Below are 22,858 nucleotides of genomic sequence, written 5' to 3'. Positions count from 1 at the left end.
GCATGTTCGCGACTGTGGCTTTGCCCGCGCGCCTGGCTCTTTCGATTGGTCGGCCCGATTGGGTCCAGGATGGCAGGGTGACGCCCATGGCGGTGACAGGACACCTGGCGGGCACACCTGCTGGGCGCACGGTGTTCGGCCATCCGATCGGTTTGACGAATTTGTTCGGAGTCGAGCTCTGGGAGCGATTCTCGTTCTACGGGATGCTGACGATCCTCGGGTATTACCTCTACTACTCGCTCACCGACGGTGGCCTTGGCATGCCCAAAGCCACCGCGACCGGGATCGTGGGCGCCTACGGCGGGCTGGTCTACCTGGCGACAGTCCTCGGCGGCTGGATCGCCGACCGGGTGCTCGGCATGGAGCGAACCGTCTTCTACGGCGGCCTGGTGGTGATGTGCGGCCACATAGCGCTCGCCTTCGTACCGGGGTTCTCCGGTGTCGCCGTGGGGCTCGTCTTGGTGGCGCTCGGTTCGGGCGCCTTGAAAGCCAATGCGTCGTCGCTGCTCGGCACGCTCTACGAGAAAGACGATCCGCGCAGCGACGGCGGCTTCACCCTGTTCTATCTGGGCATCAACCTGGGTGGCTTCATCGGACCGCTCGTGACGGGCCTGCTACAGACGCGGATCGGGTTCCACTGGGGATTCGGCGCCGCTGCCGTGGGGATGGCGCTGGGACTCACGCAATACGTCATGTTCCGACGCAACCTCGGCGACCACGGCCGCACCGTTCCGAATCCGTTACCCCGCACCGCTATTGGCTGGTACGCGGGCGTCGCGGTCATCACGATCGCGGTGGCCGCGGTGGCGTTCGTGACAGGTCTGGTCAAGCTGTCCAACCTGTCGCAGGTCACAACCGGGGTGCTCGTCGCCGCGGCGGTCGCCTACTTCATCGTGATGCTGACGAGTTCGAAGGTAATACCCATCGAGCGGACCAGACTGCGTGCGTTCATTCCGCTGTTCATCGCCAACGCGGTGTTCTGGTCGTTGTTTCAGCAGATCTTCACCGTGCTCGCCATCTACTCCGACGAACGGATGAACTGGTCGATCTTCGGCTGGACCGCTCCGTCGAGCTGGATCGGATCCATCGAGCCGGTATGGATCATCCTGCTCTCACCCCTGTTCGCGCTCATGTGGACCCGGCTCGGTGAGCGCGCGCCCACCACCCCACGGAAGTTCGCCTATGGCGTCATCGGAATGGGCGTGGCCTTCCTGTTGTTCCTGCCGATGTCGGGTACGACGGGTAAGGCCGTTCCCGCACTGTGGGTGCTCGGCATCATGGCGGTGTTCGCGATCTCCGAACTGATGTTGTCGCCGATCGGCCTTTCGGTCACGACAAAGCTTGCCCCAGAAGCGTTTCGGGCCCAGATGATGGCGCTGTACTTTTTCTCGGTCGGTGTCGGCACATCGATGTCGGGTGTGCTGTCGGGCTTCTACGATCCGGCGCACGAGTTCGCATACTTCGGCAGCCTCGGCGCCGTCGCCGTTTGCGTCGGTATCGGCGTATTCGCGTTGTCCCCCTGGATAAGCCGATTGATGGAAGGCGTGCACTGACGCCCGAGGGTCATCCCGCGAGGATGTCGTTCAGCGCACGTGGGTCGATATTCCCACCGGACAGCACCATCACGGTACGACCGGGTGGCGTCTGACCCTGGCGGTAGGCCGCCAATGCGACCGCACCACTGGGTTCACTGACCAGATGCGCCCTGTTCGCGAGTTCACGTACTGCGCTTTCGATCTCGCCCTCGGAAACGGTGATGATGCCGTCGAGCACCCTCTGCAGATGCGCGAACGTCAACTCCGAGGGTTGCGACCGAAGGCCGTCGGCGATCGTGCGGTTCCGGTCTTCGATCGGCCAATCCACGCGATGCCCCTTGGCGAGTGCCTCGGCGGTGTCGGCGGCGAGCTCGGGTTCGACGCCGAAGACGCGGGCTCGTGGGCACAGCGCCTTGATGGCGGTCCCGATCCCGGAGGCCAGGCCGCCGCCGCTCACCGGGACGAGGACGTTCTCGACGGCGGGCAGATCCTCGGCGATCTCCAGGCCGATCGTGCCCTGTCCCGCGATGATGTCGGGGTGGTCGAACGGCGGAACCAACACCCCGCCCGTCTGCTCGAGCACCTCGGCGGCCACGCGCTCGCGCTGCCCCGCATCGCAGAGCACCACGTCGGCTCCGTGACTGCGGGTGGCGTCGACCTTGACCGCAGGCGTCTCCTTCGGCATGACGATGGTCGCCGGAATTCCATAGACGGCGGCGGCGTATGCCACCGCCTGAGCGTGGTTCCCGCTGGAATACGCCACGACGCCACGGGTGCGCACCGACTCGTCGAGGCTGCCGATCGCACTGAACGCGCCGCGAACCTTGAAGGCGCCGATGGGCTGCAGGTTCTCGGGTTTGATCCACAGCGGCCGGTCGGCGTCGGCCCACAGCGTCGGGAGCAACGGCGTGCGCACCACGAACGCGTGAATCCGCGTCGCCGCCGCCCTGATGTCGTCGATGGTCACCATGTCCACAGGTTCAGTCTTCCCGAACGTCGTGCGGGAATGCGCGCACCCCGGTCATCGCCGGCGTGCGGTGAAACTGTTTCCCGTTGCCGGGCCTTCGATCTCGAATCCGCGGTCGGCCAGTAGCCGGCGAAAGAAGTCGGCGCTGACAGCGCTTTTCAGCCGCACGCCGTATTCGCGGGAGAACACCCGGTCCTGGGGCAGCCGAATCGGCGGTGGACCGTCCGGCGGTGGAGTGAACTCGATGGCACTGCCGTCGGCCGTCACACCCGCGTACTGGTCGCTCGGCGGAGTCCTCCGGCCGTTGCCGGGCCTGGCGGCCGCTGATCCAACACGCTGCAACCCGGCCGAGCCTGCTGGCTAGGGTGATGCGGTGACCTCGTATTCGTTGCCGATCACGCCGCGTTACGCCGAGGTCGATCAACAGGGTGTCGTTTTCAACGGTCACTACCTCACCTGGTTCGATGAGGCGTGCACCGGCTTCCTCGACCATCTCGATGTCACCTATCCGGGGCTGATCGCGAGCGGGTACGACATCCAGGTGGTGCACAGCGAGATCGACTTCGCGGGCCCGGTCAGGTGGCGAGACGCCGTCCGCGTCGAGGTCAACTGCGAGAGAATCGGATCCACCAGCTTCACCCTCGGTTTCAACGTGTTGCGCGGCAAGGACGGCGAACCCACCGCCGAGCACAAGTCCGCGGTACGCGGTCACAACGTCTACGTCGTCGTCTCGACCGAAGACTGGGCCAAACGGCCCATCCCGCCGCTGCTGCGCGAAGCGCTCACTTCGGTTGAGCGGCAACCCCATAACGTGTCCGAGTGAATCGGCGACTGGGCCCACGCCGAAGGCAGGGGACGGTACGGTCGACGAATGGGCCACGATCACGATCACGGACATCAGCGCGACCTTCCGCCGGGGATGATCGAACAGCTCGAGCTCGCCTATGCCGGCGTGGCATCGTTCGGGCACCGGCCCTTCCTCACCGAGGTCGAACAGCTGGAGTCGTGGCGACCGGACGTGGCGATCGTCGGGGCGCCGTTCGATGTCGGGACCACGAACCGGCCGGGCGCCCGCTTCGGTCCGCGCGCAATTCGGGCGACTGCCTACGAACCTGGCACCTACCACCTCGATCTCGGCCTCGAGATCTTCGACTGGCTGGAGGTCGTCGACTTCGGTGACGCGTACTGCCCGCACGGGCAGACCGAGGTCTCCCACAACAACATTCGAGAGCGCGTAAACGCCATCGCGTCGCGCGGCATCGTCCCCGTCATCCTCGGTGGCGACCACTCGATCACCTGGCCGGCCGCGACCGCCGTCGCCGACGTCCACGGCTACGGCAACGTGGGCATCGTGCACTTCGATGCGCACGCCGACACCGCCGACGAGATCGAAGGAAATCTCGCCAGCCACGGCACACCGATGCGACGGCTCATCGAATCCGGTGCCGTTCCCGGCAGCCATTTCGTCCAGGTCGGCCTGCGCGGCTACTGGCCGCCCCAGGACACCTTCGAGTGGATGCAAGAGCAGCGCATGACGTGGCACACCATGCAGGAGATCTGGGATCGCGGCTTCAAGGAGGTCATGCGCGACGCCGTGAACGAGGCGCTCGCCAAGGCCGAGAAGCTCTACGTCTCCGTCGACATCGACGTGCTGGACCCCGCGCACGCACCCGGCACCGGGACCCCGGAGCCGGGCGGCATCACCACGGCCGACCTGCTGAGGTTGGTTCGGCAACTCTGTCGAGAACACGACGTCGTCGGCGTCGACGTCGTCGAGGTGGCGCCGGCCTACGACCACGCGGAGCTGACGGTGAACGCCGCGCACCGCGTCGTGTTCGAGGCGCTGGGCGGCATGGCCGCCCGCCGCCGGGACGCCGCACCCGACGCAGCGCCCCCGGGACCACCGGCCCGGTAGTCTCCGGCGACGACACCGACGGGGATAATGAGGGCATGTCCGGAACACTGTTCTTCGATGGCAACTGTGGCATGTGCACCCGATCGCGGAACTTCCTGCTGAAACTCAACCGCACCGGCGACCTGCACACCGAACCGCTGCAGACCCCCGGCACCGCGGAGCGGCTCGGCGTTGCCGACTCGAACCTGATGGATTCGGTGCGCTGGCTCGACACCGAGGGAAACGTGTACGCGGGAGCGGAGGCGGCCAACGCCGCGGTGTCGGTCGCCCTCGGCACCCGGATCCCGCTGATGATCTACCGCATACCCGGTATTCGGTCACTCGAGGAAGCGGTGTACCGCTGGGTCGCGGACCATCGGTACCGCTTCCCCGGCACCACCCCGTACTGCGAATCGAATCCGGTCGCCTGCTGAACGGCCGATGAGCCGCAACGATGTGGCGATCCGGCCCGCGGTCACCGACGACCTCGACGCGATCGCAGAGATCTACGCCCATCACGTCCTGACTTCAGTGGCGACCTTCGAGCTGACTCCCCCGAACGCAGACGAGTGGCGCAGGCGCTTCGACGACGTCGCCGAACGCGAATTGCCTTTTGTGACAGCGAGCTTGGACGGCAAGGTGGCGGGCTACGGCTACTGCGCACCGTGGAAGACGCGGCCGGCCTATCGCCACACCGTGGAAGACTCCGTGTACCTCGCGCCGAGCGCGATGGGGCTGGGCATCGGCGGCATGCTGCTGGATACCCTGCTCACCGAATGTGGCCGCCTCCGGGTACGGCAGGTCATCGCCGTCATCGTGGACACGGAAGGCGCGGCGGCCTCCCTTGCGCTGCACCGCAATCGCGGATTCATCGACGCCGGACGGCTCACTTCGGTCGGGTACAAGCACGGCCTGTGGCTCGACACGATGTTGCTGCAACACAGCATGGCCGAAGTCACAGACTGACTTCCGTCCACGCCGGATTGTCGTTTCGATGGTCCGTCGTATTGCGGCATTCGCCGTACAACCGCGCGGTGGCAAAGCCCGCGTCGTCGCCGTTGCGCTGCAGCACAGCCGTGACGCCGTCACTGGTGAGTTTCCGGCCGAAGCGCTCGGCGGGGGCGGGTGCATCCGCCCAGCCGCCGTCGATCATCGCCGAGGCGACCTCATCCAAGCGGCGACCCCAATCACCCTGCGGGAGCCTGAAACTCATGTAAAGGACCACCTGATAGGGCGGCTCGTTCTCGCTGACGCAGGAGACGAAGGCGTAGCCGGCGGTGACTTCGTTCAGGTGCGCGGTGGCGACGATCTGCCGGGCCGGTGCGACGACCTGCTGCACCGCCTGCTCATCGGTCAAGGGCACGATGTCCCGCTGGAGCAGGTCAGCTTCGCGCCGATCGACGACGATGAACGCTGTCCCCAGCACCAACGACAGCATGAGCGCGGCCCAGAGCAGACCCCTGTACCGCCGTGTGGAAATCCAGCCTGCACTGGGCATGACAGAACCTATCCGCGCCCGGCGATCCCGCTGATCAACCGCGCGCATACCGCATCCATCTCGATGCGCGCCTGTTCGTGATCGGCCGCGCGGGACACGAACAGCGCCGCTTCGTCGAGCGCGCCGAGCAGCACGTGCGCGGTCGGCCGCAGCGGCTGCTCGGGCACCGCGCCTTCGGCGATCGCGTGGGCGAGCATGCCCTCGATGACCCCGAGCCCGTATTTCACCCCCACAGCGCGCCAGCGGTCCCAACCCAGCACCGCGGGGGCATCGATCAGCACGATCTGTTGAACATCGGGTGCCGCACAGCCATCGAGGAACAATCGCGCCCCGACCTGCATCGCCTCCAACGGATCGAGGGGCTGGCGCTCCATGATCTGACGCGCGATGTCCTCGACCAGCTGCTGCTCCACCTGCTCGTAGACCGCCGCGAACAGGCCCACCTTGTCGTCGAACTGGTGATACAGCGCACCGCGCGTCACCCCGGCTGCGGCCACGATCGCCTGGGTCGAGACATCATTGAAACCCTTGTCGGCAAACAGCTTTCGGCCGGCATCGATCAGCAGCGCCCGCGTGGCGGCGGTGCGCTCCGCCTGGGTGCGCCGGGTGGTCGGCGCCGCTGCGGCCCGATCGTTGACTTTCATACAGACTGCACGTAACTTTCATACCAGGTGTTTGTAAGTTACGGGAAGGATAGCGAACATGCCGCAGGCCGTACTGGATCAAGCCACCATCGAATACCGCGTGTTGGGCCCGGAGGACTCGCCGCACCCGCCCGTGTTGTTCGTGCACGGAATCCTGGTAGACAGCCGGTTGTGGGACCGCGTGGCCGACGGTCTGGCAAAGCGTGGCTTCCGGTGCTACCTGCCGAACTGGCCGTTGGGCTCGCACACCATTCCGGTCAACGACGGCGTCGAACTGTCCCCCCGTTCGGTCGCGGCCATGATCGGTGACTTCATCGTCGAACTGGGTCTTTCGGACGTCACCCTGGTCGGCAACGACACCGGCGGCGGATTGTGTCAGCTGGTCGTCGACGCGTACCCCGACCTCGTCGGCCGGCTGGTACTGACCAACTGCGACGCTTTCGACAAGTTCCCACCGTTCCCGTTCACGCTGGTGTTCGCCTTGCTGCGCGGACCGCGGTCGATCAAGGTGCTGTTCGAGCAGATGCGGATCAAGGCACTGCGGCATTCGCCGCTCGGCTTCGGCCTGCTTGTCAATCCGGATGCCCAGCTGACGGCGTCGTGGCTGGAGCCCGGCCGCACCGACGTTCGGATCCGACGCGACCTGGCACGCCTACTGCGCGCAGTCGCCAAGACCGACCTGACCGATGTGTCGACCCGCCTGCCCCGCTTCACCAAACCGGTCACCATCGTCTGGGGTCAGCGTGATCGCGCATTCACCCCGGCGCTCGGCCGCAGGCTGGCAGCTCTGTTCACCGACTCGACGCTGATCGAGGTACCCGATGCGAGAACGTTCGTCTCACTCGATGCGCCGTCGGAAGTGATCGACGCGATCACCAAGGTGGGAGCCAACACCCGCTGACCCGTCGCGTCGCGGATTGGCGGCGGGCGCGGCGGTCCTAACTCTTGGCGAGGGTGAACTGGCAGATGTCGGTGTAGCCCTCACGGAAGAGGTCGGCGCAACCCGTCAGGTACTTCATGTACCGGTCGTAGACCTCTTGAGACTGAATCGCGAGCGCTTCGTCCTTGCGGGCCGACAGCTTGTCCGCCCAGATGTCCAGAGTGCGGGCATAGTGCATCCGCAGCCGCTGTGCGCGTTTGAGCTCAAAGCCGGCCTCCGCGGCGTGCTGCTCGACCTGTGACGGCTTCGGCAGATCACCGCCGGGGAATATCTCGTCCATGATGAACTTCGAGAACCGGACGATTCTCATGGTCAGCTTCAGGCCCTTGTCCAGGAACTCCTTGTCCTCGGGCTTGATGATCGTGTGCAGCAGCATCACCCCGTCGTCCGGGAGCACCGCGTAGGCCTTCTTGAAGAAATCGTCGTAGCGATCGCGGCCGAAATGCTCGAAGGCGCCGATCGAGACGATGCGGTCGACGGGTTCGTCGAACTGCTCCCAGCCCTGGAGGAGCACCCGCTTGGTACGCGTGCTGGGCGAGTCGGCGAACACCTTCTCGACGTGGGCCTTCTGGTTTTGACTCAAGGTGAGGCCGATGACGTTCACGTCGTACTTCTCCAGCGCCCGGTTGAGCGTGGCGCCCCACCCGCAGCCGATGTCGAGAAGCGTCATTCCAGGCTTCAGATCCAATTTGCCGAGCGACAGATCGATCTTGGCGATCTGCGCCTCTTCCAGCGTCATGTCATCGCGCTCGAAATACGCGCAGCTGTAGGTCTGCGTCGGGTCGAGGAAGAGCCGGAAGAATTCGTCGGACAGGTCGTAGTGCGCCTGCACGTCCTCGAAATGCGGCTTCAGACCGCTCTCGTCGCTGGTCGTTTCTGGCAAGGTATATAGCCTCTGACGTTGGTTCTGGAAAATTTGCGAAGGCCCCGCGTCGGTGCGGTGACCTCCCCCGTCATGTGCGCAGTTTACGCACAGTACATGAGACAAACCCTATTGGCCTCATCCGTGAATCCGCCTATCGGGGGGCGCCACTTACTGACGCCAGCGAATATTCTCGCATCGTGGTCCTTCGTCATTGACGGGGCGGGTTGCCAACTCGAGTTCAACCGCGCCTATACCCACGTCTACGGCCTTTCAAGCGTCGGCGGTGCCGGTCCGACGGTCGGGTCGCGTCGCCCCCGCTGCGCTGTCCGAATCGCCCCTCAGCAACGTGACGCGCACCGGCGACACCCAGCGCAACGTCAGGGACTCGTCACAACCCCGAGCCGCATCAACTGAGGTTGCGGGCGGCGCCCACGTCGTACTCCGCTACCGACGCGGCGCGGATGGCCGCCCCCTGTTCGACGCCGACACCGCTGCCACGGAACTCCTCGACCGCGGCCTGCGACTCCCAGCGTTCCAGGATGTTGATCCGCCCAGCGTCGACAAGGTCGGCCGATAACGCGAAGTCCAGACAGCCCGCGGTCGCGCGGGCTTGACGGACGACGTCCACGCACCCCGCCAGGTAGTCGTCGCGCCGCTGAGGGTCGACGATGAGATGACCGGCGACGATGACCTCCTGCAAAACCACAAAGACCTCCGATGTCGCACCGCAGTGACTGCAATGGAGACTGCGACGACCGGCGGAACTCATCGACTTCCCGGAACCGCCGTGCGGTAGTAAGCATGAAGGCATGAACCTGCGAGACGTTTCAGAACTGCGCGACGCCGCACACCCCGATGCCTCACGTGTGTACGGACAGCCGCACGAAACCGCTGACGGCACGACGGTCATCCCGGTGAGCAGGGCGCGCGGCGGCGCCCTCGGGGTGTTCGTCGTCAAAGACGGCGCGGCCTCATGGGTTCCCGCCGCCGACGCCACCCGCATCGCGCTGCTGGGCATCTGTGTCGGACTCGTGTCGGTCGCATTCGCCGGCATAGCTATGGTTCGTCGCCCGCCGTGGCCCGACCTGCACGGCGATATCTCGAGGCGGTTGTAGCCCTCGCGCGCAAGGCCACGAGCACGGCGGCGAGCGCGGCCACCAGCACCACCCAGGGCCAGGCTCCGTGTTGATGAGTCCAGCCTGCTAGCGCACCTTGTACCCGGCCGGCGGCGGCGATCACCGGATCAGCCGGGTCTCCGTTGGTGTTGAACAGACGCACCTCGTAAACGCCGTAATAGCTCACGTAAAGACCGACGACGACAAGCAGCGCGCCGCCGATTCGGTTGAGGTGAGGAATGATTCGGCGCATCCGGTCGGCGACGGCGGAACTCGCCGCCGCGGCGGCCACGGCCAACGCGCCGACCACCAATGTGAATCCGGCGGCGTAGGCGACGTAGACGAGCGCCCCGCCGACATGGGAACCACCCTTGAACGCCATCCCGGTGACCGCGAGGAAGGGGCCGATCGTGCAGGACAACGACGCGACGGCGTAGCTGACGCCGTAGCCGAACATCGAGCCCAGGCGCGCAGTCGGCGCCGAACGCGTGTGCACAGTCGGAATCAGCGCCGTGAAGTCGCGGCCGAGCAACAACCAGACGCCGAGGGCGACGAGGACCCCGCCGATAACCACCGTGACGTAGGGCAGGTAACGCTGCACTGTCGATGCCGCGGCGATCGTCAGCAGTCCGAACGTGCCGAACACCGCAACGAAGCCGAGCGCCATGGCCGCGGTCGCCGCGACGGCACGGCCCAGCGCGGTGAGCGGGCCGCCTCGCTCGCCGTCCACGTCGCCCCGCACCACGAGTGCCAGATAGGCGGGCAGCATCGCAAAGCCGCACGGATTGAGCGCGGCGACCAACCCGGCGGCGAACGCCAGACCGATCAGATCCTGGTCCACGCGGGGTCGACCGGCTAAGCGAGCGCCGCTACCCGATCGGACAATTCCTTCAGGGGCATCGCCGAGGTCGGATTGTTGACGAACGACGACGAGCCGTCCGCGCGGTAGAAGACGTAGGCGGGCTGCCAGGGCACGTTGTAACGCGCCCAGATTGAGCCGTCGGCGTCATTGAGATTCGTGAAGTCGAGGTTGTACTTCGATACGAATCCCTGCATGTCCGAAACGTCCGAGCGGGCTGCGACACCGACGAACGTGACGTCGGGGTTGGCTGTAGCGACCTGGCTGACGTTCGGCGCCTCGGCGTTGCAGAACGGGCACCACGGCGTCCAGAACCACAACACCGCAGGCTTGCCGACCAGGCTCGCACCCGAGAACGGTGCGCCGGACAGGGTCGTACCGGTGAATTGGAGACGGTCATCGGCGAGGGCGGCGGGCGGGCTGACGAGTCCGTACGCCAGCAGGGCGGCCAGCCCTGCGATCATCACCGACCGACCAATCCGCAAGAACCGAAGCCTCATTTCGATCTCCTCCCGGTCATGGCGCCGCAGATGTATGGCCTGGACGCACGCTTCTAAACACGCTACGACGGCCGAAATGGTTCACCTCGGAATCGCGTAATCAGTTCTGCCGCGGTAATAATTCGGTCACGAAACGGTCGATGAACTCCGACGGGTTGTACCGGCCGACAGGCCGGATGACGAACTTGCTCAATCCCGCTTCGAGGTAGGCGTCGAGTTGACGGTGCAGGCCCGACCAGCTGTCGGCGATGAATTCCGACGGGTCCACGTCCGGTCTGCGGCGGCGGATCGCGGCGGCGACCTCGACGGGCAGGGCGCCGTCGGACACCGCGAGGTTGATGCCGTAGTGGTCGGCGTCGATTTCGCGGCCCGCCTCCTCGGCTGCCCGTTGGATCTGTTCGCATCCGTCTCGGGCTTCGCCTGGAGTCAGGAAGCTGCCGAGCCATCCGTCGCCCAGCTGCCCGATGCGACGAAAGCCCGCAGGCGCCGAGCCGCCGAGCCAGATGTCCAGCGCCTTGACCGGTCGAGGGGCGACACCGACCGAGCTCACGGTGTAGTAGTCGCCGGTGAAAGACACATCGTCTTGTTCCAGAACGGATCTCAGCAGTCGCAAGGATTCGTCGAACACCGCGGCCCGTGCACCGTCGGGGACGACGAAGATCTCCCGCTCCCCCGGGATGGCGGGCCGCAGGCCGAAAACCGGGAGGACCCGCTTGGGCGCGAGTGCCGCCAAGGACGCCAGCTGTTTTGCGACCAGCACCGGATGGCGGCCCGGCAGCACCGCGACCGATGTGCCGACCTTCAGGTTGACCGTCCGTGACAGTGCGTGCGCCATGCCGATGAACGGCTCCACGGCCTTGCTGTAGACGAGTTCGGAGAACCACACTGAATCCACGCCCGCCGACTCGAGATGGTCGACGATCGCGGGCAGTTCGTCCGGGCTGGTTTCCGCACCCAATCCGACACCGAAGCGAATCTTCACACCGTGCCTCCTGGATTCTGCGGTAAATGCTACGGAAAGCGCGGTCGACCCCCTTGCTACCGTGCAAAGTGCGTGAACGCAAAGGCATTTACCAACGGCAGGAGTAGCGATGGACGGATCGGTGACGGTGTCGATGGCGGCGCCCGCGGAGAAGATCTGGAATCTGATCGCCGACGTACGCAACACCGGCCGCTTCTCACCGGAGGTGATGGAAGCGGAGTGGATCGGACCCGCGACGGGTCCAGCGCTGGGTGCCCGTTTCCGCGGGCACGTCAAGCGCAACGAAATCGGTCCGGTCTACTGGACGACGTGCGAGGTCACCGCCTGCGAGCCGGGACGCGAATTCGGCTTCGCCGTCTTGCTCAACGGTAAGGCGGTGAACAACTGGCACTATCGGCTCGTGGAAACCGAGGGCGGAACCGATGTCACCGAATCCTTTCGGCTCGATGACTCGCTCACCATGAAGCTCTTCTCGATTTTCGGCGGGCAGCTGCGTCGTCGCCGCAACATCCGTGACATGCGCAAGACCCTGGAGCGGATCAAGGCCGTCGTCGAGGCACCCGACGCTGCCTGACCGCGGCCTGCTAGAGACCGCGCAGACGACGCACGCGATCGCTGATCGCCCGCCGCGACACCGCCGCCTCGTGGGCCAGAGCCTCGAACGCATGGGGGCAGCCCGGGTACACGTGTAACTCCGTCGGGACGCCCGCGTCACCCAGCCGTCGGGCATATGCGATGTCCTCGTTGCGAAAGACGTCGAGATCACCGACGTCGATGTAGGTGTCGGGCAACCCGGTGAGGTCCTCGGCGCGCGCCGGTGCCGCGTACGGCGAAACGTGGTCTCCGCCGGCGTACTCGCCAAGCAGCGCACCCCATCCGGTGAGGTTGTCGTCGTAGGTCCACGTCAGGAACGGCAGTAGATCCGGATTGGGCGTCATCGGCCGGTCGTCGAGCATCGGATAGATCAGGATTTGTTGTGCGACAGCGGGACCGCCGCGGTCCCGCGCCAGCAGGCACACCCCGGCCGCCAACCCGCCACCGGCGCTGTCGCCCATCACCGCCAGGCGTGCGGGGTCGACGCCGAGGTTGGCCGAATGTTCGGCTAGCCAGACCAGTGCGCGGTAGCAGTCCTCGACCGGCGTCGGGTCTGGATGCTCGGGCGCGACGCGGTAGTCGACCACCAGCATCGGCACGCCCGAAGCCGCGACATACTCCCGCACCGCCAGGTCGTATAGGACGCCGATCTGCTCGAGGCTGAAGATCATGCCCCCGCCGTGCAGATAGAGCGCAGCGCTGCCGGGCCCGGGACGACCCGACGGGCGGTACCAGGTGAGATCCACGGTCGCGCCGTCCGCAGCGGTCATCGTGTGATTTTCGGTCTCGACGCCTGCGGTCGGTGCCCGTCTGGAGCCGACCAGATCGAACATCCGGTGGCCACTGACGCGCCGCGTTTCGACGTCGCCGACGGCGGCGGGCTCCGACTCGCCGACTTCTGCGAACAACGGCGCCATCTCCGCGAGTACCTGCGCGTCGATACCGAGTGTCATGGCAGCGACAGTAACGCGGATGAAGGTGACAGCGACGGGAACCGCGTCAACTCTGGACCGATCGCACCGTTCGCCACCGGGGTGGTGTTGCCGTCCGCCGATATATTCGCTGTTTTGCACTGCGCTGCAGGCAATTTCGGATTACGGGTTGAAAAGCCTCCCGCGTCCCGCTTCCTTTGGTAGAACAGGTTCTAGTCCCCTGCGCTACGCGCGTGGGCCCATTATTTGGCGAGCCAAGGGAGTCACCGCGATGGGCAAATGGTCACGTGAAGAACTCGAAGAGGCCTGGCGCCGCTACCAGGAATCCGTCGTCGATGTCGGAAAGACTTGGGACTGGTCCAGTTACGCCGACCATTTCACCGAGGATGCGCGCTACGTCGAGCATGCGCTGGGCAACATGGAAGGCCGCGAGAACATCCGCGAGTGGATCGTCTCGACCATGAACACCTTCCCCGGCAGCGAGATGCCGACCTATCCGGTCGAGTGGTACTCGATCGACGTCGACAAGGGCTGGGTCATCTTCAAGAACATCAACACTATGCGGGATCCGGGCGACGGCAGTGTCCACGGCGCCGCCGTCATCACTGTGCTCGAGTACGCCGGCGATGACAAGTGGAGCTACGAGGAAGACGCCTACAACCCGATGAACTTCATGCTGATGATCCAGCAGTACATCCAGCGCAGTCACGAACTCGGCACGATCTCCGATGACGCCAAGGCGTTCGCCAAGAACATGAACTGGGAGCTGGTCTGATGGGTTCTGCGCAGTGGTCTCGGGAGGAGATCGAAGAGACATTTGAGCGTCATCAGCAGCTCGTCGTCGAGATCGGCCAGTCGTGGGACTGGGCGCGCTACGGCGAGTTGTTCACCGAGGACGCGACCTACGTCGAACACCTCTACGGCAAGATGGCCGGCCGCAAACAGATCAGCGAGTGGATCGCGTCGACGATGGACACGTTCCCCGGCAGCGAGATGCCGTTCTACCCGGTCACGTGGTATTCGATCGACGTGGAGAAGGGCTGGGTCTTCAGCGAGATCATGAACCGCATGAAGGATCCCGGAGACGGCACCATCTTCGAGGCGCCGTGCATCACGATCCTGCGGTACGGCGGCAACGGGATGTGGCGCAACGAGGAAGACGCCTACAACCCGACGAACTTCCTGCCGATGGTCCAGGGCTACATCCAGCGCAGCCACGAACTCGGCACGATCTCCGAGGACGCCCGGACGTTCGCCAGGAACATGAACTGGGCTTTGACCTGAGACCTAACGAATGACGAAGTCCGCCGGATCGGGCTCGCGGGTCCACGTCCAATAGTCGACGAGACGCCACGGACTCAGCGTGTGAATCTCGCCGAAGCGGTTCTTGAAGAACGAATGCTTGATGGTGGGCTGTGACCACACCATCTTGTGCATCTCGGCCTGGCTGCGCTCGTGCCAATCCCTGGTCTTCTCGACCGTCGGCTCGATCGTGGCGTGTCCGCCTTCGATGAGCAGCTCCAGACATTCACTGATGTAACGCATTTGGCATTCTGAGTGGAAGATCAGGCTGCCACCACTGGCCAGCCAGGTGCCTGGGCCGTTCATGCAGAAGAAGTTCGGATAGCCAGGAATCGTGATGCCCAGATACGCCGACGGCCTCTCCCCCCAGCGCTCGCTGAGGATCTCGCCGTTCCGGCCGCGAATGATCATGGGCCACAACATCTTGGTGTGCTCGAACCCGGTGGCGTACACGATGACGTCGGCCGGATACCGGGTGCCGTCCTCGGTGACGACCGCGTCGGCTTCGATGCGGTCGATACCGGTGCGCACCAACTCGACGTTGTCGCGGGTCAGCGTTTTGAGCCAGCTGCCGTTGTCCTGCAGGGTGCGCTTGCCGGTGGCCGGATAGTCGGGCACGACCTTGGCCCGCAGGTCCTCGTCGTCGCCGACCTGACTGCTGATCCACTCGGTGAACATGATCCGCGTGATCTCGTTGATCTCGCTGACGGCCTTCTGCTGATCCGGGTAGTCGGGGTCGACGCGGGCCGCATCCAGTCCCTTGTCGCACCCGGGCCAGAAAATCAGGAAGCGGTACCAACGGCCGTAGAACGGCAGGTGACGAAGCGCCCACTGGACACCGGGTCCTACCTTCTCGTGGTAGTTCGGATTCGGGAACATCCACTGGGCTGTGCGCTGAAACACGGTGAGCCGGTTGACTTCCGGTGCGATCGTCGGGGCGATCTGGAATCCACTGGCGCCCGCGCCGATCATCGCGACGTTCTTGCCGCGCAGATCGACCGAGTGGTCCCATCCGCTGGAATGGAACGCCGGTCCCGCGAAGTCCTGCTGGCCGTCGATGTGCGGTGTGTGCGGCCGATCGAGCTGTCCGACCGCGCTGATCACCGCGCGGGCTGTGAGCGCCTTCATCTCACCGTCGCGGTCGCGCGTGCGAACCGTCCACGTCGCATCGGCGTCATTCCAGGCGACCTCGGTCACCTCGGTCTCCCAGAGAACGTGCGGCGCGATGTCGTACTTGTCCATCACAGCCTGGAAGTACGCCTGCAGCTCCGGCTGCTCGGCGAAAAAGTGCGTCCAGTGATCGGTCGGCTCGAAGCTGTAGCAATAGAAGTGATTTCCGACGTCAACCCGCGCGCCGGGATAGGTGTTCTGGTACCACGTGCCGCCGACGCCCGCGTTCTTCTCGACGATCGTGAACGAGATGCCGGCTTCCTTGAGCCGGATCCCCGCCAGCAGTCCGGATTCACCGCAGCCGATCACCACGACCGGGAAATCTTCGCGGGCGGATTCGGCCACCTCACCCGTCGCCCTGGCGTCGCGGCCGTCGAGTTCCATCTCTTCGAGCACCATCGGTACGTACTCGGCGGGCACCGGCTCGCACACCAGCCACTGCATCATCTCGTGCAGCAACTCGGCGCTGACGGGTTCGGGCTCCGGGCAGCCCCGGTCGCGGTAGTCCGCGATGACCTCGAGGGCGATCTTGCGGACCGCCGCCTTGTCCTCTTCGGACATGTAACCCTGGACTTCGTTGAGGAACAGGCCTGCCGGCTTCAATTCACCGCGGATCAGCGACGGGTCGCCGGACATGTGCACCAGCGACAGCATCAGGGTCGGGATGCTGACGTCCAGCAACGCTTCGGCTATTTCATCGTCGGTCGCCGTAAAGGGTTGTCCGGCATGTGGGTTACGCACGGAACCTTTTTACCGCGAGCAGTCGTGAAAACCCCCATTTCCGGGGCAAATTGGGGGGATTCGCGTTCCCCAATCTGGCGATGTGGGCCCAACTCGCGCTCGAAGCGGCTTACGCTCCGAACTGTGGGTATCGCGACGAAAACGAACGGCACAGCTCCCCCGGACGTGCCGATGTCGGACATCGACCTCGGCGATTGGAAGTTCTGGGTCCTCGACGACGATATCCGCGACGGGGCGTTCGCCACGCTGCGACGCGAGGCGCCGGTGTCCTTCCATATGCCGCTGGAAACCCCCGGCGTGGAAGCCGGGCCCGGGCATTGGGCGGTGACCCGGTTCGACGATGTCCACTTCGCCAGCCGTCACCCGCAGATCTTCAGTTCCAGTCCCGGTATCACCATCAACGACGCCAACCCCGAGGTGTCAGAGTTCTTCGGCTCGATGATCGCGATGGACGACCCGAAGCACCTGCGACTGCGCAACATCGTCAGCAGGGCGTTCACGCCTCGCGTCGTCGCTCGCACCGAAACGTCGGTCCGGGAGCGGGCACGCCGCCTGGTCGAGAAGATGATCGCCGAGCATCCCGACGGCTCGGGCGAGGTCGTGACGGAACTGGCGGGGCCGCTGCCGCTGCAGGTCATCTGCGACATGATGGGCCTCCCCGAGGAGGACCACGATCAGATCTTCCACTGGACGAACGTGATCCTCGGATTCGGCGACAAGGACATCGCCACGGACTACGAGGACTTCGTCAAGGTCGCGATGGACATCGGCGCATACGCGACCGCGCACGCCGAGGATCGCAGAGCGAATCCGCACGAGGACCTGACGACCGCGCTGGTGCAGGCCGAGGTAGACGGTGAGCGGTTGACGTCGGCCGAGATCGCCTCGTTCTTCATCCTGCTGGTGGTTGCGGGCAACGAGACCACTCGCAACGCGATCAGCCACGGCGTGCTCGCGCTGAGCCGGTATCCCGAGGAACGCGCGCGATGGTGGGCGGACTACGAGGCGCTGGCGCCGACGGCCGTCGAGGAGATCGTGCGGTGGGCGTCGCCGGTCATCTACATGCGGCGCACGTTGACCGAGGACTGCGAGCTGAGCGGCACCAAGATGGCGGCGGGCGACAAGGTCTCGCTGTGGTACTGCTCGGCGAACCGCGATGAGGACAAGTTCGCCGATCCGTGGACGTTCGACGTGGGCCGCAACCCCAACCCGCATGCCGGCTTCGGCGGCGGCGGTGCGCACTTCTGCCTGGGCGCCAACCTCGCCCGCCGCGAGATCAGCGTCGTCTTCGAGGAGTTGCACCGCCAGATGCCCGACATCGCCGCCACCGAGGAACCCCGACGGTTGTTGTCGCCGTTCATCCACGGAATCAAGCGGCTGCCGGTGTCCTGGACACCACCGAGATGAGTTCCTGACGACTGGGCCCTTCGGGTGGAGTCGGCCGCCATCCCCGTGAGTAGATCTCGCGAGCACGTGGCTCGGCCAGCAGCAGGCTGTCGGGCAAGTCGTCCATGGTGATGTACGGCGCAACGACCTCGGTGAGGCGCGGGTCGGCCTCCGCTGCCGCAACGATCAGATCTGACGGCAACGGGCGGCCGAGGTCGATGTCACCACCCGACCACCGACGGACCCGGTCACTGTCGACGACTTGGTGGTCGGCGAACCACGGCTTGATGTTGGCGGTGCACCAGGCATCAAATTCCGTTGTCACGCTGACGATGTCGATGTTCTTGCCAGTCAGCATCCTTACCAGCTGCCTGGCCTGCATGAAGGCCAACGCGATGCCGCGCCCCGCCAACGGCGTCGTGGTGCAGACGGAATCTCCGACAGAGATCAGCCCGGGAAGGGCTGGACGACCGGAAGCGTCGAGCTGACCGCGGTAGTGGTTGTACAACCGCCCGCCGGCCAGGACTGCCATGATCGGCAGCGAGCGGTCGGAGTCGATCCAGTCGGCCAGTACCGGGATGGCGCCCACCGCAGCCTCGAACACCCCGTCATGCCGGAGACGGTGCAGACCACGGTCCGCGCCGTCGTGGATCAGCGTGACAGTGAACGTGTCGTTGTCGTGCAGGAACGTCACCGCTGCGTAATCGGGAAAGCTCAGAGACAATCCGACCACCGAATTCGTCGGGCCAGGCTGCGCACCCGGTCGCAACCGATACTGCCGACCGACATAGGTGGCTCCGCAGTCTGCGCCCTCACCGCGGCCGCGCGAAGCGCCGGCGATGCGGCCCGTACGGCCCGAGGCGTCGATGACCAAATCGGCGTCCAGCACGTCGGCTCCGATCCTGACTCCGGCGGCGCGTCCTCGCTGAACCACCACCCCGGTCACATTTGCCGCGACCAGGCGTATCCGTGGGTCAAGGGTGGCACGGTGCCACAGTTCGCGCTCGAACACCATTCGGCGACAGCGCAGCGCGGCGGCTCGACTGTTGGGACCCGGTGTCATCACCACCGAGGCGCCTGCCGACAGCAAACCCGCCAGCACGTCGGGCATTTCGGCGTTCAATGCGTCGACCACCTGCCCGCGAAAGCTGTGGGCGTGCTGAAACTGCATCACTCCCCTACGGCGCCACTCGGCCTGGAGCGGTGGCCCGGGTTCGCGGTCGACCACGACGACCTCGCGCCCCCGGAGAGCCAGCGCGATCGCGGTGAAAAGCCCGGTCGGGCCCGCGCCGACGATGAGGGTTCTCATGGGCACTCCAATTGAGGTAACATTTAGTGTAATGAATAGACACAGGGTTACCTAGAATGTCGGCGGCTGTCAAGCGCGATTACCGATCAGATTTGCGCACGGCGCAGGCGCTCGAAACGCGCCGGGTCATCGTCACCACGGCTGCTGAGCTCTTCGCGGCACGGGGTTATGGTGCGACGACCGTCGACGCCGTCGCCGAAGCCGCAGGGGTCAGCCGCAAGACGGTGTTCACTGCAGTCGGTGGCAAGCTCGACCTCCTCAAGACCGCGCTGGACTGGGCGGTGACCGGCGACGACCGACAGCTGGCGCTGGCGGATCGCAACGAGCTTCGCGAACTGCTGGAGCAGGCAGATCCGAAGAAGCTGATCACAGGATGGGTCCACGTTTTGGTGGATATCGACATCCGCGTGGGCCCCCTGATGCGCGCGCTCGAGATCGCCGCGAACGGGGACGCCGAAGCGCAGGACTTGCTTGATGAGTCACAGCGGCGGCGTCTAGCAGGTGCACGCGCGATCGTGCGTCGGTTGGCCGCCCTCGGCGCGCTCAACCGCGGACTCAACCAGAACCAAGGTGCGGACATCGCATGGCTGGCCGCGGACCCGATGCTGCATGACCGGCTGGTGCGCACCCGAGGGTGGTCGCGGGGCCGATTCGAGCGATGGCTGGCCGAACTTCTGTCGGAGCAGCTGATCGGCGAGTCGGTCGACTAACGGGCTCCGACCAGATTGGCCAGCGCCGCGATTGGCGTGTCGTCGAGGTGCTGGCAGAGGTCGATAGCGTCCTCGAAAACCTGGTGCGCCCCGGCCTGTTCGAGTTCGCATTTCGACACCCCGCCGCTGAGCAGGGCGATGGTGACGACACCGGCGCGCTTGCACGCTTCGACGTCCCACACCGCATCGCCGACGAACACGGCGTGCCCGGCCTCTACTCCGGCACGCTCGAGGGCGACGTTGATGATGTCGGGCTTCGGCTTGGCGGTGTCCACATCGGCCGACGATGTCATTGCCGACACCAGGTGGTCGCAATCCAGGACGTCGCGCAGAATCTCGAGTTCGTCGTCCGGTGCCGATGTCGCCAAAACAACCTGCACGCCCAGCTTTTCGACGGCCTCGAGAAGCTCTCGCGCACCGGGTAACGGCCGTAGCAGCGACGCTGCTTCTTTGTAGTAGCGAGAATTCAGCTCCTTGGCTCGCGCCCGTGTGTCGTCATCGGCGTCCTCGGCGAGCGTCGCGAGGAGGGTCGAACCATCCATGCCGATTGACCGGTGAATGCGCCACGCGTCGACCGCGATTCCTACCTCGGCGAACGCTCGGGACCAGGCGTACACGTGGTGGTAGTTCGAATCGACCAGGGTGCCGTCGATGTCGAACAGCACCGCTGCCGCGGGTTCTCTCTTGCTCGACGTCACGAACGCAGATGCTCCTGCGACGCTGGCCTCTGCTGCGGCGTGGTCGGGGTGTTCGCGCGCCCTTCGTCCACCCCGTCAACCTTGCCGGGAGCGGACTCGTCAGTGCTTCCCTTCGGATCCAGCTTGTCGACCCGTTCGCGATGCGCGTCCAGTTCCTCGCGAGAGTTGTCGACAGCCTCGCGGTGGGTGCGCGCGGTGTTCTGCAGGCGGGCGGCCTCGGCGGCCTTCGCCTCGGCTTCTGCGGCCGCTGCCCTGGCCTTCGCCTCGGTCTCATCGGCGACCGCCTGCCGCTTCTCGAGATGCTCTGTCCGTTGGTTGATTTCGCCGCGCAGCCGTTCGGCTTCGGCGCGCCGGCGTGAATTACGAACGGTCCATGCGACCAACGCGATGATGACTATCGCCGCGACAGCGACAACTATCCAGATGACGGCGTTGTTATCCATGTCGGCTCCTTCGGATTGCCCCGGGTCACGACGATTGACGAACCCGCTAATTCTGCGGATGCCCGTCCGTCGATGCGTCTAAACCGCAGCGGGACGCAGGAACCGGATGCCGGCCGGATTCACTGGACGATCAAGGTGCCCTTCATGGAGGGGTGGTACACGCAGTAGAACGCGTATTCTCCCGGCTCGGTCGGCGCAGTGAGTGTGCCCTGCTCTCCGGCGTCGACGTGCACGTCGAACGTGCCTTCGGTTTCGGACGTCACGGAGTGCTCGGCCGAGTCGTCGTTCTTTAAGGTGATCGTCGCGCCCGGTGCGACGGTGATCGGATCGCCGAAGCTCATGTTCGCCATCGTGATCGTCGGACCCGACGCCTCGGTGGTACCGCTGGTGGATTCGGGGCTCGCGGTCGCTGTCGCGGTGCCGCTGTCGCCCTCTGAGGTGGTGTAGCTGGATTCGCTGCCGCACGCGGCGATCGCAGCGGACAGGCAGATGGTCACGCACACCAGCAAGATCTTCTTCATCGCGTCTCCTGAAGTCGAACACGATTATCGACCGGTTTCGTCCAACCAGGGCGCTTTTTGCGACCGCGCCCGATCAGACCGTCGCGCTGACAGGCCCGACCGGCGTGCACACCGGCTGCGGCGGATTCCCGGTGTTCGCGCATCCCCGGCCTGTCGAGACGTAGGTGGCGCCGGGCTCATACGGCGCATAAAAGACCTGCGCGGCCAGCGGTCCGTTGCTCGCCTGGCAGTTGGGGGCCCCGGGGCTGCCCTGCATCTGGAGACAGGCCACGGAGAGGTAGACGTTGGATCGCTCGCACGCGCCCGGTGAAATCGTCGCAGTGACCATCCTCGTGCCCGACACGTCCACGACCTGCGGCGGGGACAAATTGTAGGTGCAGGTGGGCGGGGGTTCGGCGACGGCGACGGCGGGGCAGGCAAGCGGCAGCGTCGCTGCGGCGATGAGGAACGTCAGCGACCGGATCATCCCTGGATCGTAGATCACCGCAGGTAGTGCTCATCGACGATGAACAAACACAGTGTGATGGCCAGAAATCCGGCAGGCAGCCAGATCGCATGCACTCCCCACGCAACGCTGGCGAACGAACCCGCGAGGGCGCCCACCCCGAAGACGGTGATCAGCGCACCATAGACCCCGAATGCGCGCCGTGACGCCGCGTGTTTCTCGACAAACGCGTCGTACCCGGACTCCATGAGTCGCATCAGGTTGCCCGTGGTCGCGACCGGCAGATAGGCCAGGTCTCCGATGTTGCGGAACAGTCCGATCTGCATGGCGGCCAAGAACGAGATCGGCACGGTCACGTAGCTGTGGGGTACCGAGGCGGGGACGAATCCGATGATGCCCAGCGAGACGGCCTGCACGGCCATGGTCCAGCGCAGAGCATGCGGGACGAGACGCTCGACGCGGCCGGATTTGATGTGCGATGCCAGCGCCATGCCGACGATGAACGCCAGCAGCGGCCAGACGTGGGCGAGCGCCGCAGACCACTTGCCTTCCGACGTGTCGATCGCGCCGAAGATGACGTTCGCGGTCTGCACGTTGGCGAACACGCCGCCGCGCGCGATGTAGGTGTGCGCGTCGAGGAATCCGTTGGTCACTGTGAGCAGCAAGGCGAACCACAGGGTGCGGGTTCGCTCGATGTCCTGTGGGCCGGTCGGCACGCCACCCATGCCGACAACCTAATCTGTGTCTCCGGTGCGGCCTAACTGTACTGCCCAGGCAGGTTGGTCAACCGCGTTATAGGCGGGACCTT

The 22,858-nt window shown here is 65.4% G+C and carries 29 protein-coding genes; 12 read left to right on the top strand and 17 right to left on the bottom strand.

From position 1 onward, the window contains the following. The first annotated feature begins 86 nt into the window (after positions 1-86). Complete coding sequence (locus tag M1248_RS32010) at positions 87-1,553, top strand: peptide MFS transporter (protein ID WP_317150767.1); 1,467 nt, start codon at positions 87-89, stop codon at positions 1,551-1,553. A 10-nt stretch (positions 1,554-1,563) separates the two neighbouring features. On the opposite strand, the gene M1248_RS32005 is transcribed toward M1248_RS32010, so the two are convergent. Together M1248_RS32005 and M1248_RS32000 are read right to left on the bottom strand one after the other, a co-directional pair. Further along, the gene (locus M1248_RS32005) at positions 1,564-2,505 is read right to left on the bottom strand and encodes a threonine/serine dehydratase (RefSeq protein WP_317150766.1); all 942 of its coding nucleotides are present in this window, start codon (positions 2,503-2,505) and stop codon (positions 1,564-1,566) included. 51 nt (positions 2,506-2,556) lie between these two features. After that, positions 2,557-2,844 carry a hypothetical protein gene (locus M1248_RS32000; protein WP_317150765.1) on the bottom strand — a complete coding sequence of 96 codons (288 nt, stop codon included), beginning with the start codon at positions 2,842-2,844 and terminating at the stop codon, positions 2,557-2,559. Between the two features lie 31 nt (positions 2,845-2,875). Between M1248_RS32000 and M1248_RS31995 the strand changes: the two genes are divergently transcribed. From M1248_RS31995 to M1248_RS31980, 4 genes are read left to right on the top strand one after another with little or no spacing between them, the layout of a single operon-like run. Next, on the top strand, positions 2,876-3,325 hold the full coding sequence (locus tag M1248_RS31995; protein WP_163728256.1) for an acyl-CoA thioesterase: 450 nt from the start codon (positions 2,876-2,878) through the stop codon (positions 3,323-3,325). Between the two features lie 48 nt (positions 3,326-3,373). Further along, positions 3,374-4,417, top strand: a complete 1,044-nt coding sequence (gene speB / locus M1248_RS31990) for an agmatinase (RefSeq protein ID WP_174262033.1) — start codon at positions 3,374-3,376, stop codon at positions 4,415-4,417. 35 nt (positions 4,418-4,452) lie between these two features. Beyond that, positions 4,453-4,830 carry a thiol-disulfide oxidoreductase DCC family protein gene (locus tag M1248_RS31985; protein WP_163728258.1) on the top strand — a complete coding sequence of 126 codons (378 nt, stop codon included), beginning with the start codon at positions 4,453-4,455 and terminating at the stop codon, positions 4,828-4,830. Positions 4,831-4,837: 7 nt separating this feature from the next. Then, entirely contained in the window at positions 4,838-5,362 is a 525-nt protein-coding gene (locus tag M1248_RS31980; RefSeq protein WP_163728261.1) for a GNAT family N-acetyltransferase, read from the top strand. On the opposite strand, the gene M1248_RS31975 is transcribed toward M1248_RS31980, so the two are convergent. Together M1248_RS31975 and M1248_RS31970 are read right to left on the bottom strand one after the other, a co-directional pair. Beyond that, positions 5,352-5,894: a hypothetical protein gene (locus M1248_RS31975; RefSeq protein ID WP_317150764.1), complete on the bottom strand. Its 543-nt coding sequence runs from the start codon at positions 5,892-5,894 to the stop codon at positions 5,352-5,354. The genes M1248_RS31980 and M1248_RS31975 overlap by 11 nt on opposite strands. A gap of 8 nt (positions 5,895-5,902) precedes the next feature. Beyond that, on the bottom strand, positions 5,903-6,538 hold the full coding sequence (locus M1248_RS31970; protein WP_163728267.1) for a TetR/AcrR family transcriptional regulator: 636 nt from the start codon (positions 6,536-6,538) through the stop codon (positions 5,903-5,905). A gap of 58 nt (positions 6,539-6,596) precedes the next feature. Between M1248_RS31970 and M1248_RS31965 the strand changes: the two genes are divergently transcribed. After that, on the top strand, positions 6,597-7,439 hold the full coding sequence (locus M1248_RS31965; RefSeq protein ID WP_317150763.1) for an alpha/beta hydrolase: 843 nt from the start codon (positions 6,597-6,599) through the stop codon (positions 7,437-7,439). A gap of 37 nt (positions 7,440-7,476) precedes the next feature. Here the strand turns inward: M1248_RS31965 and M1248_RS31960 are convergent, their stop codons facing one another. Both M1248_RS31960 and M1248_RS31955 read right to left on the bottom strand, forming a co-directional pair. After that, positions 7,477-8,361: a cyclopropane mycolic acid synthase family methyltransferase gene (locus M1248_RS31960; protein ID WP_317150762.1), complete on the bottom strand. Its 885-nt coding sequence runs from the start codon at positions 8,359-8,361 to the stop codon at positions 7,477-7,479. A 388-nt stretch (positions 8,362-8,749) separates the two neighbouring features. Continuing rightward, on the bottom strand, positions 8,750-9,049 hold the full coding sequence (locus M1248_RS31955; RefSeq protein ID WP_232076107.1) for a putative quinol monooxygenase: 300 nt from the start codon (positions 9,047-9,049) through the stop codon (positions 8,750-8,752). 103 nt (positions 9,050-9,152) lie between these two features. Between M1248_RS31955 and M1248_RS31950 the strand changes: the two genes are divergently transcribed. Next, positions 9,153-9,458 (top strand): hypothetical protein, encoded by a 306-nt coding sequence (locus M1248_RS31950; protein ID WP_163728280.1) that lies wholly within the window; start codon positions 9,153-9,155, stop codon positions 9,456-9,458. On the opposite strand, the gene M1248_RS31945 is transcribed toward M1248_RS31950, so the two are convergent. The 3 genes from M1248_RS31945 to M1248_RS31935 all read right to left on the bottom strand — a co-directional run bounded on the left by M1248_RS31945 (position 9,400) and on the right by M1248_RS31935 (position 11,799). Further along, entirely contained in the window at positions 9,400-10,299 is a 900-nt protein-coding gene (locus M1248_RS31945) for a cytochrome c biogenesis CcdA family protein (RefSeq protein ID WP_317150761.1), read from the bottom strand. The two genes, M1248_RS31950 and M1248_RS31945, sit on opposite strands and share 59 nt — an antisense overlap. Positions 10,300-10,313: 14 nt before the next feature. Beyond that, entirely contained in the window at positions 10,314-10,781 is a 468-nt protein-coding gene (locus M1248_RS31940; RefSeq protein WP_410506774.1) for a protein disulfide oxidoreductase, read from the bottom strand. A gap of 136 nt (positions 10,782-10,917) precedes the next feature. Beyond that, complete coding sequence (locus M1248_RS31935; protein WP_317150759.1) at positions 10,918-11,799, bottom strand: TIGR03854 family LLM class F420-dependent oxidoreductase; 882 nt, start codon at positions 11,797-11,799, stop codon at positions 10,918-10,920. 109 nt (positions 11,800-11,908) lie between these two features. Here M1248_RS31935 and M1248_RS31930 point away from each other — a divergent pair, with 109 nt between their 5' ends. Then, positions 11,909-12,373 (top strand): SRPBCC family protein, encoded by a 465-nt coding sequence (locus M1248_RS31930; RefSeq protein WP_317150758.1) that lies wholly within the window; start codon positions 11,909-11,911, stop codon positions 12,371-12,373. 10 nt (positions 12,374-12,383) lie between these two features. On the opposite strand, the gene M1248_RS31925 is transcribed toward M1248_RS31930, so the two are convergent. Continuing rightward, positions 12,384-13,346, bottom strand: a complete 963-nt coding sequence (locus M1248_RS31925; protein WP_317150757.1) for an alpha/beta hydrolase — start codon at positions 13,344-13,346, stop codon at positions 12,384-12,386. 250 nt (positions 13,347-13,596) lie between these two features. Between M1248_RS31925 and M1248_RS31920 the strand changes: the two genes are divergently transcribed. Beyond that, positions 13,597-14,100: a nuclear transport factor 2 family protein gene (locus M1248_RS31920; RefSeq protein WP_163728297.1), complete on the top strand. Its 504-nt coding sequence runs from the start codon at positions 13,597-13,599 to the stop codon at positions 14,098-14,100. Beyond that, on the top strand, positions 14,100-14,609 hold the full coding sequence (locus tag M1248_RS31915; RefSeq protein ID WP_317150756.1) for a nuclear transport factor 2 family protein: 510 nt from the start codon (positions 14,100-14,102) through the stop codon (positions 14,607-14,609). The genes M1248_RS31920 and M1248_RS31915 overlap by 1 nt, the downstream gene beginning before the upstream one ends. A gap of 3 nt (positions 14,610-14,612) precedes the next feature. Here the strand turns inward: M1248_RS31915 and M1248_RS31910 are convergent, their stop codons facing one another. After that, positions 14,613-16,538 (bottom strand): NAD(P)/FAD-dependent oxidoreductase, encoded by a 1,926-nt coding sequence (locus tag M1248_RS31910; protein WP_317150755.1) that lies wholly within the window; start codon positions 16,536-16,538, stop codon positions 14,613-14,615. A gap of 171 nt (positions 16,539-16,709) precedes the next feature. On the opposite strand from M1248_RS31910, the gene M1248_RS31905 reads away from it, so the two are divergent. Continuing rightward, the gene (locus tag M1248_RS31905; protein ID WP_317150775.1) at positions 16,710-17,945 is read left to right on the top strand and encodes a cytochrome P450; all 1,236 of its coding nucleotides are present in this window, start codon (positions 16,710-16,712) and stop codon (positions 17,943-17,945) included. Here M1248_RS31905 and M1248_RS31900 read toward each other — a convergent pair. Then, positions 17,908-19,233: an NAD(P)/FAD-dependent oxidoreductase gene (locus M1248_RS31900; protein ID WP_317150754.1), complete on the bottom strand. Its 1,326-nt coding sequence runs from the start codon at positions 19,231-19,233 to the stop codon at positions 17,908-17,910. The genes M1248_RS31905 and M1248_RS31900 overlap by 38 nt on opposite strands. A gap of 56 nt (positions 19,234-19,289) precedes the next feature. On the opposite strand from M1248_RS31900, the gene M1248_RS31895 reads away from it, so the two are divergent. After that, positions 19,290-19,943 carry a TetR/AcrR family transcriptional regulator gene (locus tag M1248_RS31895; RefSeq protein ID WP_163728308.1) on the top strand — a complete coding sequence of 218 codons (654 nt, stop codon included), beginning with the start codon at positions 19,290-19,292 and terminating at the stop codon, positions 19,941-19,943. Here M1248_RS31895 and M1248_RS31890 read toward each other — a convergent pair. From M1248_RS31890 to M1248_RS31870, 5 genes are all read right to left on the bottom strand, one after another. Beyond that, complete coding sequence (locus M1248_RS31890; RefSeq protein WP_317150753.1) at positions 19,940-20,641, bottom strand: HAD family hydrolase; 702 nt, start codon at positions 20,639-20,641, stop codon at positions 19,940-19,942. The genes M1248_RS31895 and M1248_RS31890 overlap by 4 nt on opposite strands. Beyond that, positions 20,638-21,084: a hypothetical protein gene (locus tag M1248_RS31885; RefSeq protein ID WP_163728314.1), complete on the bottom strand. Its 447-nt coding sequence runs from the start codon at positions 21,082-21,084 to the stop codon at positions 20,638-20,640. The genes M1248_RS31890 and M1248_RS31885 overlap by 4 nt, the downstream gene beginning before the upstream one ends. A 119-nt stretch (positions 21,085-21,203) precedes the next feature. Next, a complete protein-coding gene (locus M1248_RS31880; RefSeq protein ID WP_317150752.1) occupies positions 21,204-21,605 on the bottom strand; it encodes a cupredoxin domain-containing protein in 402 nt (133 codons plus the stop codon). Between the two features lie 73 nt (positions 21,606-21,678). Beyond that, positions 21,679-22,071: a hypothetical protein gene (locus M1248_RS31875; RefSeq protein WP_163728319.1), complete on the bottom strand. Its 393-nt coding sequence runs from the start codon at positions 22,069-22,071 to the stop codon at positions 21,679-21,681. Positions 22,072-22,085: 14 nt separating this feature from the next. After that, positions 22,086-22,775, bottom strand: coding sequence for a YoaK family protein (locus M1248_RS31870; RefSeq protein WP_163728321.1), 690 nt, complete (start codon positions 22,773-22,775; stop codon positions 22,086-22,088). Between the last annotated feature and the right edge of the window lie 83 nt (positions 22,776-22,858).

This window comes from Mycobacterium sp. 29Ha, assembly GCF_032883055.1.
GTDB classification, from domain to species: domain Bacteria; phylum Actinomycetota; class Actinomycetes; order Mycobacteriales; family Mycobacteriaceae; genus Mycobacterium; species Mycobacterium gallinarum.
Note: the sequence above shows the minus strand (reverse complement) of the source record. Positions and strands in the feature narration are given on the sequence as shown.

Excerpts from the sequence above, each read along its gene's own strand:
- M1248_RS31925 (WP_317150757.1), bottom strand. The coding sequence starts at position 13,346 with ATGACACTCGGTATCGACGCGCAGGTACTCGCGGAGATGGCGCCGTTG.
- M1248_RS32010 (WP_317150767.1), top strand. The coding sequence starts at position 87 with ATGGCGGTGACAGGACACCTGGCGGGCACACCTGCTGGGCGCACGGTG.
- M1248_RS31950 (WP_163728280.1), top strand. The coding sequence starts at position 9,153 with ATGAACCTGCGAGACGTTTCAGAACTGCGCGACGCCGCACACCCCGAT.
- M1248_RS31875 (WP_163728319.1), bottom strand. The coding sequence starts at position 22,071 with ATGATCCGGTCGCTGACGTTCCTCATCGCCGCAGCGACGCTGCCGCTT.
- M1248_RS31900 (WP_317150754.1), bottom strand. The coding sequence starts at position 19,233 with ATGAGAACCCTCATCGTCGGCGCGGGCCCGACCGGGCTTTTCACCGCG.
- speB (WP_174262033.1), top strand. The coding sequence starts at position 3,374 with ATGGGCCACGATCACGATCACGGACATCAGCGCGACCTTCCGCCGGGG.
- M1248_RS31905 (WP_317150775.1), top strand. The coding sequence starts at position 16,710 with ATGTCGGACATCGACCTCGGCGATTGGAAGTTCTGGGTCCTCGACGAC.
- M1248_RS31970 (WP_163728267.1), bottom strand. The coding sequence starts at position 6,538 with ATGAAAGTCAACGATCGGGCCGCAGCGGCGCCGACCACCCGGCGCACC.
- M1248_RS31985 (WP_163728258.1), top strand. The coding sequence starts at position 4,453 with ATGTCCGGAACACTGTTCTTCGATGGCAACTGTGGCATGTGCACCCGA.
- M1248_RS31870 (WP_163728321.1), bottom strand. The coding sequence starts at position 22,775 with ATGGGTGGCGTGCCGACCGGCCCACAGGACATCGAGCGAACCCGCACC.
- M1248_RS31880 (WP_317150752.1), bottom strand. The coding sequence starts at position 21,605 with ATGAAGAAGATCTTGCTGGTGTGCGTGACCATCTGCCTGTCCGCTGCG.
- M1248_RS31895 (WP_163728308.1), top strand. The coding sequence starts at position 19,290 with ATGTCGGCGGCTGTCAAGCGCGATTACCGATCAGATTTGCGCACGGCG.
- M1248_RS31920 (WP_163728297.1), top strand. The coding sequence starts at position 13,597 with ATGGGCAAATGGTCACGTGAAGAACTCGAAGAGGCCTGGCGCCGCTAC.
- M1248_RS31885 (WP_163728314.1), bottom strand. The coding sequence starts at position 21,084 with ATGGATAACAACGCCGTCATCTGGATAGTTGTCGCTGTCGCGGCGATA.
- M1248_RS31980 (WP_163728261.1), top strand. The coding sequence starts at position 4,838 with ATGAGCCGCAACGATGTGGCGATCCGGCCCGCGGTCACCGACGACCTC.
- M1248_RS31940 (WP_410506774.1), bottom strand. The coding sequence starts at position 10,781 with ATGATCGCAGGGCTGGCCGCCCTGCTGGCGTACGGACTCGTCAGCCCG.
- M1248_RS31975 (WP_317150764.1), bottom strand. The coding sequence starts at position 5,894 with ATGCCCAGTGCAGGCTGGATTTCCACACGGCGGTACAGGGGTCTGCTC.
- M1248_RS31930 (WP_317150758.1), top strand. The coding sequence starts at position 11,909 with ATGGACGGATCGGTGACGGTGTCGATGGCGGCGCCCGCGGAGAAGATC.
- M1248_RS31915 (WP_317150756.1), top strand. The coding sequence starts at position 14,100 with ATGGGTTCTGCGCAGTGGTCTCGGGAGGAGATCGAAGAGACATTTGAG.
- M1248_RS31965 (WP_317150763.1), top strand. The coding sequence starts at position 6,597 with ATGCCGCAGGCCGTACTGGATCAAGCCACCATCGAATACCGCGTGTTG.
- M1248_RS32005 (WP_317150766.1), bottom strand. The coding sequence starts at position 2,505 with ATGGTGACCATCGACGACATCAGGGCGGCGGCGACGCGGATTCACGCG.